Genomic DNA, 16,159 nt, shown 5'->3' with positions numbered 1-16,159 from the left:
AAAATACAAAATGGGCGGTAGGACGCAGAATATGCAATATGCCTTCTGACGTCCTACCGCCTCCCTAGAAAAATATGTACTGCTCCCCTACTGAGCAGCAAAGGCAGCGGCGAAGAGCCTCATCTGGCGTAGCATAGACACCAAGCCATTGGAGCGTGTAGGGGATAGGTGGTCTTGAAGCCCTATCTCCTTGATGAAGTACAGATCACTATCCAAAATAGCCTGAGGGGTCTGATCGTTGAGGACACGAAGCAATAGGCTCACGATGCCCTTAACGATGATCGCATCGCTCTCGGCCTCATAGTGTACACGTCCATCACGCATCTCTGCGGTGATCCAAACTCTGCTCTGGCAGCCCTCTATAATGTTCTGTGGAGTTTTCTTCTCCTCGTCAATAGGCTCTAGGCTATTGCCCATCTCGATGATCAGCTCATATCTATCGAGCCAATCCTCAAGGCCAGAAAACTCCTCTATGATTTCGTCTTGAATTTCGTTTATCGTTTGCATACCAAGTATATAATCTCGTTTATAGTCTATTTGCGATATTTATTGCGGAGCATCGTATGCAATGTCTGCCCTACGGCTCCAAGGGTCTTGCGATCAATGATATTCATATTATCTCCATGGGTGTGCCAATGCTCGCCGAAGCCCTGATCGGTATGGGGATTGTGATTGATAATATCAATCGCAGGGATCCCTCGGTTCTGAATGACGGGAACATGGTCATCGATCATAGCTCCTCCACCAGCACTGATGAAGTAATCGCCGAAGCCTAGTGCTCGAGCTTCCTCCCAGACCTTGTAGAGAATAGGCGCAGCATAGGCTCTAGAGTGCCCTTCCCAATAGAACTTAGCCTTCTTGGCACCCACCATATCGAGTAGAATACCAAACTCAGCTTGGTAATCGGTCTGGTGCGGGTGCTTGGACCAGTGCTGCGAACCTAGGCACCAACTATCGTTATCCCCATTATTCCCACCGTCCTCAAGGTCAAAAAAGACAAAGTCTAGCTCTACGCCAACGTGCTCTTGAGCATGCTGACGAGCCAGCTCGAGTAGCACTCCCACACCACTACCTCCGTCATCGGCACCGAGGATAGGCTCCGAGCGGCGACTATGCTGGGGGTCATGGTCTGCCACAGCACGTGTATCCCAGTGTGCCATCAACAGTACTCGTGGAGTAGCCTCTGGGGCTAGAGTAGCGATGATATTGCGCCCCTGAATAGATTTGCCAAAGTAGTCCTTGCCAGTAAAGGCTTGCTCAATGATATGATAACCCCAACCACGCAGTTTGGCGACAATCCAGTCGCCACAAGCTCTGTGTGCTGCGCTACCGGGGACACGGGGGCCAAAGGCGACCTGATCACTGACGAAGCGATAGGCACTATCGGCATCGAACGCAGAGGTGGGTGCAATCGTCTGCATCTGGTCTGCTTGCGAGCCAGCCTGACCCTGCTTGGAGCCAGTACAGCCAACCAGCATAGAGGCCAAAACACATAGGCCAATCTGTATGATATTTCTAATCTGCATCACAACTTCTATTATAAACCAAAATCTATCGAATTGTCTGCAAATATCGCTAAAAACCTTCAGCCCATCAATCTAATGGATTATTTAACTAGAGTATGGCTAGGAATATATATATTTGTCTAGCAAATAATGATCTGAATAATTCACTGTGATGCCGGCTAGCGAGGCTAGTGCTAGAAGGCATCTCACACAACAATATAAGCCGAATGAGCAAAACCAAAGAACGCCCTGCCTATCAGGACGATATAGATGCTGCGGTAGATGTTATGCGCCGTGGGGGCGTCATTCTCTACCCTACCGACACCGTCTGGGGGATAGGCTGCGACGCCACCAACGCCGAAGCGGTAGCACGCATCTACGAGATCAAGCGCCGAGCCGATGCCAAGAGTATGCTGGTACTAGTAGATAGCCTTGCTGCACTGGAGAGCATCATACCCGAGGTACCAGAGGTCGCCTACGATATGATCGAGCTAGCCATACGCCCCATGACAATCATCTACGACGGGGCCAGAGGCGTAGCACCCAACCTGCTGGCCGAGGACGGTAGTCTGGGAGTACGCCTCTGCAAAGAAGCCTTCTCTGCCGCTCTAGCACGACAGATGCGTACCCCTATCGTGTCTACCTCTGCCAATATCAGTGGCGAGCCGACGCCACTGATATTCTCTGCCATTAGCCAAGAGATCATTGATGCAGTAGACTATGTCGTTGGGTATAGACAAGGCGACACCAAGACGGCTCCCCCATCTCAGATTATCAAATTGGGCAGCAAAGGCGAGGTTAAAATCATTCGCCCATGACCAGACTTTGGCGGCATAGGCTAGCCTATATAGGCATAGACAGCATAGCAAGTGTGGTGGCATTCACTACATTCAACGTGTTGCGCTATCAGCTCGAGGAGCACTATGCCACATTCGGGTCGCTCCTACGCTACATGGCTCACCCAAATACCCTACTCTCTCTACTGGGTGTAGTCACTCTGGCTATGGGTGTCTACTGGCTCTCGGGTTACTACAACAATCCCTACGCCAAGAGTCGTCTGAGCGACATTACCACGAGCCTATCCTCCTCGACGATTATCGCTGTGATTGTCTTCCTCTTCGTCATCAGCGATGACGTGACACCCTCGACAACTCACTACCTCAGGCTCTATGGGCTACTACACCTATCTTGGTTCCTTATATTATATGTAGGTAGGGTTTGCGTCACACGTATGCTCCTCAGACAGTTCCTCAGCGAGGAGCACAAGCGGCGTATCGTACTGATAAGCGAGGGGAATATCGGCGACGAGGTAGCCCAATGGCTAGAGCATGAGGGGCGCATGCGTATTGTGGCTCGACTACCGCTGTGCTCCGATAGGGAGCTAGAGACCAACTATACGGCCAGCTACCTAAAAAACTACGCACAGCGCCTAGTACGTGAGGCCCAGAGCAAGTACGCCGATGAGGTAGTCATCGCCACGACAGATTGCTCATTCTTGCTTGTCAGCCAACTGCTCTACAAGCTATATATCCTAGGGATCCCGATCAAGCTATCGCCCCGCTCTATCCCGTATGTGGGGCTCAAACTCAAAGTTAATACGATGCTTGGGGAGCCTCTAGTGGACGTCACGGCCAGCAACCTGAGCGAGTCTGCAGCCAATATCAAGTGGCTCGTAGACAGACTCTCGTCCGCCCTTGGCCTCATCTTGCTCTCGCCACTATTCCTCTACATAGCTTGGCGCATCAGCAGAGAGTCGGAGGGAGGTATCCTCTACACCCAAGAGCGCATTGGGCTCAGAGGACGGCCATTCATCATCTACAAGTTTCGCTCGATGTACCTAGATGCAGAGCAAACTGGGCCACAGCTTAGCTCCGACCAAGACCCTAGAGTGACGCCTTGGGGGCGTGTGATGCGTCGCTACCGCCTAGACGAGCTGCCACAGCTGTGGAACGTACTCATCGGAGATATGTCACTAGTAGGGCCACGACCAGAGAGAAGCTACTATATCCGCCAGTTGGTAGACGATGCGCCACAGCTCTTCTTGCTACACAATGTGCGCCCGGGTATCACCAGCTGGGCCATGGTGCGCTATGGCTATGCAAGTACCCTAGAGGAGATGCGTGAGCGAATGGCCTACGACTGGCTCTACTACGAGAATATGTCCCTGCGACTAGATATCATTGTACTATTCTACACGATACAAACTATAGCCAAAGGTTTAGGAAAATGAATACTTACCGAGCTGCCCTACGGCAGAGCCTTGACAAACTAATCATCTGGCGAGAGCACAATATCAGCGAGCGATACTTTATTCTTATGCTTAGCCTTGGTATTGGTATTACCATGGCGCTACTATCAACCCTACTCAAGGAGGTGATACATCTCCTTGAGCATATCCTCACCGAGGGGATACAAGGCAGGAGCTACATGTACTTGATCCTACCTGCTATTGGTATTCTGCTTAGCGGCCTATTCGTGCGTTATCTACTTCGTGACGACATCGGGCACGGCGTTACCAAGGTGCTCAGCTCCATATCGCAGCGTAAAAGCCGCATCAAACCTCACAATACTTGGTCTTCTCTCTTCGCCTCTGCCATTACAATCGGCTTCGGCGGATCGGTGGGAGCCGAGTCACCAATCGTCTTGACGGGAGCGGCCATTGGGTCAAACTTCGGGCGAGCCTTCCGATTAGAGCAGCGCAATCTGATGCTCTTGATCGGCTGTGGCGTTGCTGGAGCGCTAGGAGGTATTTTCAAGGCACCAATCACTGGGTTGGTATTCGTCATCGAGGTGTTGCTTCTCGACCTGACGATGATGTCGGTACTACCGCTATTGATTAGCTCTGTTTCGGCAGCGGCAGTGAGCTATATGTTCTCGGGGGGGGAGAGCCTATTCCGCTTTACGTTTACCGAGCCATACAAGATGGAGCATATCCCCATGATGCTTCTGCTCGGTGTGCTCTGCGGTCTAATGGCTCTTTTCTTCTCTCAGACTATGTTTAGCCTAGAGGGGCGCATTCGCTCTATCTCCACTTATAAGATGCGTTACCTGACGTCTGCCGTAATCCTCAGCCTGCTCATCTTCCTCTTTCCGCCGCTCTATGGCGAGGGGTATAATACAATTAACCTCCTACTAAGCGGGCAGTATGGGAGCTTGCTCGAGGGGAGTCTGCTTGAGGCTTTCTCTGGTTCCTTTTGGGTTGTCTTCGGCTTCCTCCTGCTGACAGTACTACTCAAGGTATTTGCCTCCGTATCAACCAACTCGGGTGGCGGATGCGGCGGGCTATTCGCTCCTACACTATTCGTCGGTGCGATTACGGGCTTTCTCTTTAGCTTCTTGATCAACTACCTCCCTTTTACGAAGATGTATCTGCCGAGCAAAAACTATGTACTCTTCGGCATGGCAGGCCTCATGGCTGCAGTGATGCATGCACCACTGACTGGCGTATTCTTGATCGCAGAGCTATCTGGGGGTTACGACCTCTTCTTACCTCTGATGCTTGTAGCGATCACAGCTTTTGGCACGATCCGTATCTTTATGCCACATAGCATCTATTCACTGCGCTTGGCCGAGCAAGGCAAGCTCCTGACACACCACAAGGACGTGGCTGTACTCACACTAATGAGTGTGGAGCATGTGCTAGAAACAGACTTCGAAACCGTTAAACCAGAGATGAATCTAGGGGATCTCGTTCGTGTCATCTCTATTAGCCACCGCAATTCTTTCCCCGTAGTAGATGATGAGGGTATACTAATCGGAGTTGTGGAGCTAGATAATATCCGTAACATCATGTTCCGCCCCGAGCTGTATGAGCGGCATAGTGTGAAGAAAATCATGGTATCGCCACGCATCAAGCTACGTATGTCTATGCCAATGATGCGCATCATGCAGATCTTCGACGAAAGCAATGAGTGGAAACTCCCCGTCGTAGACGACGACGGGCGCTACATTGGTTTCATCTCCAAGAGTAAAATCTTCAATAGCTACCGAGAGGTGCTCAACGAAACATTTATCGGCGACTAGCCTTACCACTAGAGGTATGCTCATAGATTGCCCAATACGCTATCACAATTTTTAGGACAACACAAGTTATATGAAAAAGTACAGCATCAAAACTCTAGCAGTCTGTCTACTAGCATCTAACCTAACCCTAGGGAGCTTGAGTGCACAGACGGCTCAGCGCCCCATGCTCCTGCATTACGATCGTCCGGGGATCACTTGGATGACCCAGGGGCTACCGATCGGCAATGGGGAGCTTGGCGCAATGTTTATGGGAGGATACCGCCACGAGCGTATCCAGTTCAACGAAAAAACGCTCTGGATAGGTAGCCCACAGATCCGAGGGGCTTACCAAAACTTTGGTGACCTCTACCTAGACCTCGAGCATCACCCCGACTACAATGGATACAAGCGTAGCCTAAGCCTAGACGACGCCATTGGGCGAGTGGTCTACACCAGCTCTGGTACGCAGTACGAGCGAGAGTATCTGGCCTCCCACCCTGACGGCATCATCGCCGTACGCTTGACGACACCCAACCAAAAAGGGAAGCTAAGCCTTGAAATAAACCTTAGAGATGCTCGTCCAGCCTCCGACAAGATCAAGGCAACTACGAGCCAACTACAAGCACAGGGTGCGACCTCTATCTTCGAGGGTGAACTAGATCTAGTGAGCTACGTGGCAGGGCTCCAAGCCATCAATGAGGGGGGGAGCATAGAGCTGACCAAGGAACAAAACGGGATCAAGATCAAGGACGCAAATACCGTAACTCTGTATCTTGCTCTCAAGACGAACTACGATATCCATAGCGCCTCCTACACATCCGGTTCGCTAGATGATGTGCGCAAACACGTCAAGCAGACACTCGCTAGAGCTACCACCAAGGGCTATGAACGCATCAAGGCTGACCACATAGCCGACTATCAAAAGCTCTATAATAGAGTGAAAATCAATCTAGAGCCCGAAGCCAAGGGCATCGTACCAACCCTACCTACCGACGAGATCGTTCGCCGCCAAAGGAGCCTGACCTATCTAGACGAGCTGTACTTCCAGTATGGACGCTATCTGATGATTGCCTCTAGCCGAGGTATGGATCTACCCAACAACCTGCAGGGGTTATGGAATGATAGCAACACCCCTCCTTGGGAGTCAGATATCCACACCAACATCAATATCCAAATGAACTACTGGCCAGCCGAGACAACTAATCTCTCCGAGTGCCATAAGCCATTCCTCCACTATATAGCGGTAGAGGCCGCCAAAGAAAATGGCGGCATGAGGCAAACTGCCAAAAACGAAGGTCTACGTGGCTGGAGTCTACACACACAGAGCAACATCTTCAGCCATACAGACTGGAACATCAACCGCCCAACCAATGCGTGGTATGCCATGCACCTATGGCAGCATTATCTATTCACTCAAGACAAGCATTACCTAGAGCAGACTGCTCTACCCGCCATGCGCTCTGCCTGTGAATACTGGTTCGATCGTCTAAAAAAAGACGAGCATGGCCGATGGATAGCGCCCGCCGAGTGGTCGCCCGAGCATGGTCCGTGGGAAGACGGCATTGCCTATGCTCAGCAACTGATCTGGGAGCTCTTCGATGCAACACTACAAGCCACCGATCTGGTTAAGCTTCCGAAGCCATTCGTTGCCGAACTCAAGGATAAGCTCAAGCACCTAGACCGAGGCATGGTCATTGGCTCTTGGGGACAAATCAGAGAGTGGAAGATCAAAGAAGATATCAAGGGCGACGATCATCGTCACCTCTCTCACCTTATAGCCCTATATCCCGGCAAACAGATTTCTTGGCATACAACTCCCAATCTTGCCAAGGCGGCTAAGATCTCACTCGAGTCCCGTGGAGATGACGGTACTGGCTGGAGCCGTGCTTGGAAGATTGCGCTCTGGGCTAGGCTCGGCGATGGTGACCATGCCCGGCATCTACTCAAACAAGCCCTCAACTACACATCGATGATAGGCAATAGCATGGACGTAAGGCACGGAGGTGTGTACGAGAATCTACTAGACGCACATCCACCCTTCCAGATCGATGGTAACTTCGGTGCTACGGCTGGGATCGCCGAAATGCTCCTACAGAGCCACCTTGGTTTCATCGAGCTGCTACCAGCCCTGCCTAAGGCTTGGTCTAGTGGTGCTATCTCTGGGCTTAAAGCTGCCGGCGACTTCACCCTAGGCTTCAAGTGGAATAATGGACGCATCACACAAGCTACTATTCATTCAGGCTCTGGACTACCGCTACAAATTATGGGCAAGGCTCTCGGTCACTACAACCTCGTAGATCATAGCGGTAAGGTTATTCGTGGCAAACGCACCAAGCAAGCCCATGTGATGAGCTACCCGACCCAAAAGGGCAAAACATATCGCCTAGAAGTCAAGTATTAAAACTAAAAGGGGCTGAAGCAAAACAAATTTTGCACAGCCCCTTATCGATATTATAGAATTGGCATCTCGATAAATGATACAGATTGTGTTTCGGCTAATGCCATTTTTTGAAGGGGGGAAGCATCGTGTTGCACCTTATAGTGGGTGCGAATGCACTCAATAATAGGTGCTTTTGCACCCACTATAGGGTGCTTCGATAAGGTTTTACCCTTGATCTTTCAACAAATCAAGAATCAAAACAAAGAGAAGGGGCTGTGGCAAAAACTAATTTGTCCACAGCCCCTTTTTTACTCATAGAGCTTTGGATACTCTTTTGTTGAGTCCCAAGAGTATTACGGTTAGTTTCTTATCTTTGTGCTTAGTTCTTAATTTATTAATAGAAGCTTTTTCACTATGAGTTTTTCTCTTAAAAAGGCCTTAATGCTTGGTGTAGCTGCCATATCCCTAGGGACTACCGCCAAGGCAGACAAAGGTATGTGGCTCCTCAATGAGCTTTCGCAGGAAAATCTGCGACAAATCAAAGAGCTTGGATTCCAGCTAACACCAGACTCTCTCTACAGCTTGAGCAAGCCTAGTGTCGCCAACTCAGTCGTTATCTTCGGTCGAGGTTGTACTGGGGTAACAGTATCTAAACAAGGGCTGATTATGACCAATCACCACTGCGGATATGACGCTATCCAGAGCCAATCCACAGTGGACCACGACTATCTACGAGATGGCTTCATCTCCCATACCCTAGAACAAGAGCTACCTATTGAGGGACTGCAGATCCGCTACCTAAGTGACATCAAAGATATAACATCTACCCTACTGGCCAAGCTACGCAACCCAAAGAACGAAACCGATCGTCTAACTCAACTCCAGAAGCTAAGCAATGAGCTTATCACCAAAGAAAATAAGCGCCTAAAGAACAAGCACAAGGAAGTCATCATACGCCCATACTACGCAGGCAACAAGTACTATATGCTTACGTACGATGTCTTCAGTGATGTACGTATGGTATTCGCTCCTCCAAGCTCTATCGGTAAATTCGGTGGCGATACAGACAACTGGATGTGGCCTCGTCATACGGGCGACTTCTCTGTTTTCCGTGTCTATGCCGACAAAAACAACAATCCCGCCCTATACAACAAGGACAACGTGCCCTATACACCCAAGTACTTTGCGGCAGTTTCTACACAGGGCTACGGACATGGGGACTATGCAATGACAATTGGCTTCCCCGGATCTACTGAGAGGTATATCCCATCTTGGGGCATTGAAAACCGCATGAGCAACGAAAATGATCCTCGTATTGAAGTGCGTGGAATCAAGCAGGCTATCTGGCGCAAGGCAATGGATGCCGATCAGGCTACACGCATCAAGTATGCTAGCAAGTATGCCGTTAGCTCAAACTACTGGAAGAACTCCATCGGCATGAATAGGGGCCTCAAGCGCCTTGGTGTGGTAGAGCGTAAACAGGCAGAAGAAAAGGCTTTTGATGCATGGGTACGCAACAATAATAGCAAGCCGGAGTATGCTGGTGTCTTGAGCCGTATGGAGCAGGCCTATAAAGCATCGGGCGATGCCAATCGTCGCTCTGTATATGTAAGCGAAACTCTGCTTAGAGGAACCGAGATTGTAGAGATATCTCGTATGCTACAGCGCTATGCCGATGAGAAAGACCCCAAGGTTCGCAAACGTATCATGGAGCAGATCGACCTATTCTACAAGGATTATGTACCTGCACTAGACCAAGAAGTGCTACCTGCAATGCTTGATGTACTGAGAAAAAACATTAAGACTGATGAGGCCAAGATAGTATTCGACATCATCGACCAGAAGTTTGGCGGAGATACGAAGGCATTTGCCGCCGATCTATTCACCCGGAGCATCGTACCTCACAAGGAGCAAGTAAGTAAGATCCTCTCGGAGGGAGATTTCAAGAAACGTCTACAAAATGACCCTGCCGTGCTATTCTCGGCACAAGCTACAATGCTCTTCGGCAAAATCCGCGACGAACGAGCTAGATACAGTGATGATATTAACTCGGGCAATCGGTTGTACTTCGCTGGTCGTATGGAGATGGATCCTAAACGTCCAATGCCTAGTGATGCTAACTTCACCATGCGTATGAGCTATGGCAGCATCAAGGGATATACACCAGCCGATGCCATCACTTATGACTACTACACGACTCCAAGAGGAATCCTAGAGAAGTACCAACCGGGATCAACCGAATTTGATCTCAAGGCAGACTTCCTTGATCTAGTTAAGAAAGGAGAGTGGGGCCGTTGGGCGGATCATGCTGGTAAAATGCATGTAGCTTTCCTCTCCAACAACGATATCACAGGGGGGAACTCTGGTAGCCCCGTCTTCGACAAGAATGGCCGTGTGATCGGACTAGCCTTCGATGGCAACTGGGAAGCTATGAGTGGAGATATCGAGTTCGAGCCCGAGCTGCAGCGTACAATCTCTGTGGATATCCGTTATGTCCTATTCGTGATTGACAAATGGGGCAAATGTCCTCGTCTAATTGAGGAACTAGATCTTCGCTAAGGAGAGAATAGCCCAAACGCTTAGGGGAGCTATGTCGGCAGATTAACTCGGCGACATAGCTCCCCTAATTCTATTCCATTGGCTACTTGAGCCGCGTCATTCTACAACCATTTAATGGGCATGACCATGATCGGCATCAGCCTCTCTCAATCGGGCATTCACGAAGAAAGCGCCACGAAGCACAATAACAGCGCCCTCCTCCAGATTCTCAAGAGGAGTAATAGCTGTATAGCCTAACTGAGATGTCCCACGTATAACCTCCACTGGAGTAAATTCCCATTCGTCCTCATGGCTATGCCCCATATCCCGTTGTACGAAAATATAGTCTTTGCCATCGGCATGCACAATTGCAGCATCGGGGACAGCTGGCAGTAGCTCTTCTCCAAGGCTAATAACGCCTGTGATATTCATACCATCAATAAACCCGGTCTTATCTCCTACCAAGTCGCAGTGTACGGCGATAGTTCTACTATTGGCCTCAAAGGTAGAGCCAATAGTATTGACACGTGCGTCATACTCACGGTTCGGGCTGTTGGTCAGACGAAAATGAATCGTTTGCCCAACCTTGATCTTGGGCAGATCTTGCTCGTAGACATTGAGATCTAGATGCAAAGAGGCATTATCGATGACCTCGGCAATAGGTGAGGACGGCTCAATATAACTACCAATCTGGCCGATGATCTCACCAATTACTCCGTCAATGGGGCTAACAATAGAGAGCGTGCCACGGAGATTGTCTGCCGAGATACTACTAGGATCAATGCCAGCCAAGCGCATTTGCTGAGCCAGTGAAGCAGTTCGTGCCTTGAGGCTGGATAACTCTGCCTTGGCATTCTGCAGATTTTTGGTCGCCCCTGCACCGCCTTCTTGCAGAATTTGCTGTCTATCAACCTCTTGCTGTGCATACGTCAGTCTACTTAGAGTAGTGAGGTATTCCTCTTGTATCTGCAGAAACTGAGGATTGGCAAGGGTGGCAATCAGCTGGCCTCTACGAACGTACTGCCCCGGTAGTGTGTGGATCTGCCTAATTGTACCGCCGTAGAGCGTCGTTACATATCCCTTATGCGTCTTGGGAACTTTGAGCGATCCGTTGGCACGTATCGTAGAAGACAGCTCCTTATGCTCAATAGGGCCAAGCTGTATTCCGACTGCCTTAATTTGCTCTGCAGTAATGTGCACGATAGGATCGTCGTGCGACTCCGCCTCCTCTTGATTTGGATTCTCTCTTTCTTGTTGAACGTTAGGCCTCTGCTGACAGGCAGATAGGATACCAAAGATCAAACTCAGATATATAATGATTGGTTTCATCGTGATTGGTCAATTTGATTGATGAAGTAATGAATCTGTATGATAGACTGATTGAGCTCGTAGACGCTCTCAAGTGCAGAGAGTTCTAGCTCGGTCGTTGTTTCCAACGTATATAGATACTCAACGTAGCTAATCTCTCCTGTGGAAAAAGCCAATTGGGCTGCTTGCAATGTCGCCTTGGCCATGGGCAGTGCCTCCTGCTGATAGTAGACACACTGGGCGTTCTTCTGCTCATAGTCGGCTAAAGTACGCAGCAGCTTCGCTTGCATCTCTCTTTCCTGCTGTCGATGAGAGAGGGATAGAGCGGAGTGGCGCATCTTCTCAGACCGAATGCGGGCCCTATTACTTCCCCAACCAAGAGGAATGGCAACTCCAATACTCCAAGCCTCACTACGTAATCCATGGCTAAGGCTACCTCGACCAATGCCATGGCTCCCCTCTAGAGGCTTATTCGCATATCCCAAAATTAGCTCTGGCAGGCTTTCATGTAGCTCTAGGCGCTCCCTATCCTTGGCAACTTGAGCTTGAAGAGCGATAGCTCGGAGCTCTGGATGTGCGGAGATATCACTGGACAACCCTTGGCGAGGGAGTGAAAGTGTAGCCAAATGATCATGTTCACTTAGGTCAAGCTCAGCCTCTAGGCCCAATAAGCTAGCAAGGTAAATCCGAGCTTGATTGAGGTCGATGCGTGCTCTTGCCAGCTCTTGCCGGCTCTTCCCCTGCTTGATGAGAGCCGTATTTAGCTCCACGGGGCTACCCTCTCCGCTATTAACATTCGATCGGCTGAGATGCACAAAGTTCGTGTACAGACTATCCAACCGCTCCATTTGCTTGAGCCGACCGCAGCAATAGATAGCCTGAATATACGCCTCTCGTACTTGAGTCAAGATCTGGCGTATCTTACCATTCATCAAGGCCTCTTGCTCGGCCTCCTCTGTCTTGAGCAGGCTACGTTTGGCTGCAAAAACCGTCGGGAAAGGAATACTTTGGCTAACCTCAATTGACAACTCCTTCTCTTTGCTAGGCATCTCCTCAATCTCTGCCGAGAGCTCTAGACGAGGCAGGGCAAATGCCGTAGGGCGCAGCGCTCTACTAGCTCTAAGAAGCATACGCTCGCTCTGTATCTGGCTGTTATGCTGCATCGCCAAGGCTATCGCATCATCTACGGAAGATATCTTCGGCTTATGCCCCTCTTGGGCATATGCTGAAGTACTAACCAAGAGTAACCCTCCAATCATCAACCCTCCAACAACCCTAGAGTGCTTCATTTTTTGAGGAGTTGGATTAAATAGCATATACAGAAGAGGGAGCACGAATAGGGTCAGCAGAGTTGCCGAAATCAGGCCTCCAATAACGACCGTTGCCAAGGGCTTCTGAACCTCAGCTCCAGCTCCGGTGCTCAGCGCCATGGGTAGGAAACCAATACTTGCCACGGCGGCAGTCATCAGTACGGGACGAAGTCGCTCTGTGGCTCCGCGGCGAATTCGCTCAAGCAGACTCACGCCCGACTTCTCCAGCTCGTTGAACGTTCCGATCAGCACAATCCCATTGAGAACTGCGACTCCAAAGAGAGCAATAAATCCTATACCTGCACTGATGCTAAAGGGCATTCCTCGTAGCAACAGTGCTAGCACCCCACCAATGGCACTCATCGGTATGGCAGTGAAAATAAGTAGAGCCCAACGAGCCGATCCGAAAGTGAAATACAGCAAAGAGAAAATCAGCAAAAGTGAAACGGGGACAGCGACAAGAAGACGACTCGTTGCTTTCTGCAAATGTTCAAATTGTCCTCCGTATGTGAAGTAATACCCCGTCGGCAGCTTCATCTCATCTAGTCGATCGTGTATATCATTGACCACACTCTGGACATCTCGGCCAGATACATTGAAGCCAACAACGATGCGCCTCTTACCCTCCTCTCTACTAATCTGAGCAGGCCCGGGGCGATAATTAATTTCGGCAACTTGAGAAAGTGGTATGAGGAGTCCGTCGTGACTTGGAATAGGCAGATTACGCACATCCTCTATATCGGTCCGAAAAGCACTATCTAGGCGTACAACAAGGTCAAACCGCCGCTCATTCTCAAAGACCTGACCTGCAGCCTGACCTGCAAAAGCAGTATTCAAAGCTTGATTGGCCATATCAATCGTAATGCCATAGGTCGCTAGGCGAAGACGGTCGTACTGAACATTGATCTGGGGAAGCCCATGCACACGCTCCACCTGAGGAGCCGTAACCCCCGGCACACCGCCAATGATACTACTTACACGATTTGCATATAAGGCTAAGCTATCCAAGTTCTCGCCAAAGATCTTAACTGCGACATCTTGACGGATACCCGTCATTAACTCATTGAAACGCATCTGTATCGGCTGGTTCTTCTCAAAAAAGACACCAGGGATTACAGTCAGAGTTTCATTGATTTCATCGGCTAGTTCATCGTATGTTTTACTAGGGTTTGGCCAATCCTTCTTGTTGTGTAAAATGACCATAAGGTCTGTCGCCTCGGGTGGCATCGGATCGGTAGGCACCTCGGCAGACCCCGTCTTACCAACGACCATACGTACCTCGGCAAAGCTCTTCATAATACGTGAGGCCTGCATCGATGTTGCTATGCTTTGACTCAGTGATGTACCCTGTGGCAGGATACAATGGTAGGCAAAATCTCCTTCCTGAAGCTGAGGAATAAACTCTCCCCCAAGCGTACGGAAGACGAAGATACTCGCAATAAATAGTGTAAGACTAACGCCAATAACCCAATACTTAAACCTCAATGCTCTATCCAATAGAGGAGTATAGTGACTCTGTAGCCAAGCCATCATTCTATCTGATACCGTACGCTTGACCTGAGGCTCTTTGCTCAAGCAGAGCGCACACATCATAGGAATATAGGTAAGCGACAGAATAAGCGCACCGATAATGGCAAAACTAACCGTGATGGCCATAGGAGCAAACATCTTTCCCTCTACCCCAACAAGCGTGAGAATAGGGATATAGACAATAAGAATAATAATCTCGCCGAAGGTTGCACTACTACGAATACGCCTAGTAGATTCATACACCTCCTCGTCCATCTCTGTCTGTGTCATGCGACTTTTGATGGCTCGGAGCCCAATGTGATGCAGTGTTGCCTCCACAACTATGACAGACCCGTCCACAATCAACCCGAAGTCTATCGCACCTAGGCTCATAAGATTGGCACTGATACCAAAGAGGTTCATCATTCCTAAGGCAAAAAGCATAGATAAAGGGATAGCAGAGGCTACGATAAGGCCTGCACGGAGATTGCCGAGGAAAAGGACTAAGACGAAGATGACAATCAAGGCTCCCTCAATGAGATTGGTCTCTACTGTCGAGATCGCTCGATCTACAAGTTCCGTCCTGTCTAGAAATGGTACAATCTCCACGTCCTCGGGGAGCGAGCGTTGGATATTGACTAGCTTCTCTTTGACACGCTCTACGAGTTTGTCACTATTCTCCCCTTTGAGCATCATGACGATGCCACCGACCGTTTCTCCCTCTCCATCTAGCGTGAGCGCTCCATACCTCGTGGCGTGGCCTATCTGCACACGAGCTACATCACGTATGAGTAGTTGTTGCCCCGGCTCCGTGTGCTTGATGTTGATGTTGCCAATATCCTCGAGGGAACTTACCACACCTATCCCTCGTATGAAGTAGGCATTGGGCTGTTTGTCTATGTATGCCCCGCCTGTATTCTCGTTATTCTGCTCAAGAGCCTCAAAAATATCGCTTACCCCAATGCCCAGAGCTCTAAGTCTATTGGGGTCTACGGCTACCTCATACTGCTTAACCTTACCGCCAAAACTATTGATCTCTGCTACGCCCGGCGTACCATTGAGCTGACGTACGACAATCCAATCCTGCATCGTGCGGAGCTCTTCCAAGCTATACTTGCCCTCGCTCTCGGGCTTAGGCCGAAGAATATACTGGTAAACCTCCCCTAACCCTGTACTTACTGGAGCTAACTCGGGGGTACCTGCTCCCTTTGGCATCTGCTCGACAGCCTCTGGCAAGTGCTCATTGATGAGCTGACGAGCGAAGTAAATATCCACTCCCTCGTCGAAAACAACTGTCACGACAGAGAGTCCAAAGCGAGAAATACTACGCACTTCCTCCAACCCCGGCAGGTTGGCAATACTCTGCTCTATAGGGAATGTCACGAGTTGCTCGACCTCTTGGCTAGCAAGACTAGGGCAGGTCGTGATGATCTGAACCTGATTATTAGTAATATCTGGCACTGCATCGATCGGCAGCCTAGTCATACTCCAGACGCCCCAAACGACTAGCAGGAGGGTCATGAAGCCTACCAAAGGCTTATGATCTATGCTGTACCGAATAATTCGATTTAGCATAATAATGATTGTTTGATAGTGAAAACCGATTG

At 49.7% G+C, this 16,159-nt stretch carries 9 protein-coding genes; 5 read left to right on the top strand and 4 right to left on the bottom strand.

Annotation, left to right across the window (positions count from 1 at the left end; all coding sequences use genetic code 11):
• Positions 1-87: 87 nt before the first annotated feature.
• Both HQ41_RS08400 and HQ41_RS08395 read right to left on the bottom strand, forming a co-directional pair.
• Entirely contained in the window at positions 88-507 is a 420-nt protein-coding gene (locus HQ41_RS08400) for a SufE family protein (RefSeq protein WP_044190431.1), read from the bottom strand.
• Positions 508-533: 26 nt separating this feature from the next.
• A complete protein-coding gene (locus HQ41_RS08395) occupies positions 534-1,526 on the bottom strand; it encodes a M28 family peptidase (RefSeq protein WP_235316959.1) in 993 nt (330 codons plus the stop codon).
• Positions 1,527-1,732: 206 nt separating this feature from the next.
• Here HQ41_RS08395 and HQ41_RS08390 point away from each other — a divergent pair, with 206 nt between their 5' ends.
• The 5 genes from HQ41_RS08390 to HQ41_RS08370 all read left to right on the top strand — a co-directional run bounded on the left by HQ41_RS08390 (position 1,733) and on the right by HQ41_RS08370 (position 10,446).
• On the top strand, positions 1,733-2,323 hold the full coding sequence (locus HQ41_RS08390) for an L-threonylcarbamoyladenylate synthase (RefSeq protein WP_044190428.1): 591 nt from the start codon (positions 1,733-1,735) through the stop codon (positions 2,321-2,323).
• Positions 2,320-3,735, top strand: a complete 1,416-nt coding sequence (locus tag HQ41_RS08385) for a sugar transferase (RefSeq protein WP_044190426.1) — start codon at positions 2,320-2,322, stop codon at positions 3,733-3,735. The genes HQ41_RS08390 and HQ41_RS08385 overlap by 4 nt, the downstream gene beginning before the upstream one ends.
• Positions 3,732-5,528: a chloride channel protein gene (locus HQ41_RS08380; RefSeq protein WP_044190423.1), complete on the top strand. Its 1,797-nt coding sequence runs from the start codon at positions 3,732-3,734 to the stop codon at positions 5,526-5,528. The genes HQ41_RS08385 and HQ41_RS08380 overlap by 4 nt, the downstream gene beginning before the upstream one ends.
• Before the next feature lie 70 nt (positions 5,529-5,598).
• A complete protein-coding gene (locus HQ41_RS08375; protein WP_044190420.1) occupies positions 5,599-7,908 on the top strand; it encodes a glycoside hydrolase N-terminal domain-containing protein in 2,310 nt (769 codons plus the stop codon).
• A 393-nt stretch (positions 7,909-8,301) separates the two neighbouring features.
• The gene (locus HQ41_RS08370) at positions 8,302-10,446 is read left to right on the top strand and encodes a S46 family peptidase (RefSeq protein ID WP_044190418.1); all 2,145 of its coding nucleotides are present in this window, start codon (positions 8,302-8,304) and stop codon (positions 10,444-10,446) included.
• 111 nt (positions 10,447-10,557) lie between these two features.
• On the opposite strand, the gene HQ41_RS08365 is transcribed toward HQ41_RS08370, so the two are convergent.
• Both HQ41_RS08365 and HQ41_RS08360 read right to left on the bottom strand, forming a co-directional pair.
• Positions 10,558-11,754: an efflux RND transporter periplasmic adaptor subunit gene (locus tag HQ41_RS08365; protein ID WP_052405359.1), complete on the bottom strand. Its 1,197-nt coding sequence runs from the start codon at positions 11,752-11,754 to the stop codon at positions 10,558-10,560.
• The gene (locus tag HQ41_RS08360) at positions 11,751-16,127 is read right to left on the bottom strand and encodes a CusA/CzcA family heavy metal efflux RND transporter (protein WP_044190414.1); all 4,377 of its coding nucleotides are present in this window, start codon (positions 16,125-16,127) and stop codon (positions 11,751-11,753) included. The genes HQ41_RS08365 and HQ41_RS08360 overlap by 4 nt, the downstream gene beginning before the upstream one ends.
• Positions 16,128-16,159 lie beyond the last annotated feature (32 nt).

The sequence above is a fragment of the Porphyromonas sp. COT-290 OH860 genome, from assembly GCF_000768935.1.
In the GTDB taxonomy this organism is placed as follows: Bacteria; Bacteroidota; Bacteroidia; order Bacteroidales; family Porphyromonadaceae; genus Porphyromonas.
This window is presented reverse-complemented; position numbering and strand designations above follow the sequence as displayed.

Excerpts from the sequence above, each read along its gene's own strand:
- HQ41_RS08400 (WP_044190431.1), bottom strand. The coding sequence starts at position 507 with ATGCAAACGATAAACGAAATTCAAGACGAAATCATAGAGGAGTTTTCT.
- HQ41_RS08395 (WP_235316959.1), bottom strand. The coding sequence starts at position 1,526 with ATGCAGATTAGAAATATCATACAGATTGGCCTATGTGTTTTGGCCTCT.
- HQ41_RS08390 (WP_044190428.1), top strand. The coding sequence starts at position 1,733 with ATGAGCAAAACCAAAGAACGCCCTGCCTATCAGGACGATATAGATGCT.
- HQ41_RS08385 (WP_044190426.1), top strand. The coding sequence starts at position 2,320 with ATGACCAGACTTTGGCGGCATAGGCTAGCCTATATAGGCATAGACAGC.
- HQ41_RS08380 (WP_044190423.1), top strand. The coding sequence starts at position 3,732 with ATGAATACTTACCGAGCTGCCCTACGGCAGAGCCTTGACAAACTAATC.
- HQ41_RS08375 (WP_044190420.1), top strand. The coding sequence starts at position 5,599 with ATGAAAAAGTACAGCATCAAAACTCTAGCAGTCTGTCTACTAGCATCT.
- HQ41_RS08370 (WP_044190418.1), top strand. The coding sequence starts at position 8,302 with ATGAGTTTTTCTCTTAAAAAGGCCTTAATGCTTGGTGTAGCTGCCATA.
- HQ41_RS08365 (WP_052405359.1), bottom strand. The coding sequence starts at position 11,754 with ATGAAACCAATCATTATATATCTGAGTTTGATCTTTGGTATCCTATCT.
- HQ41_RS08360 (WP_044190414.1), bottom strand. The coding sequence starts at position 16,127 with ATGCTAAATCGAATTATTCGGTACAGCATAGATCATAAGCCTTTGGTA.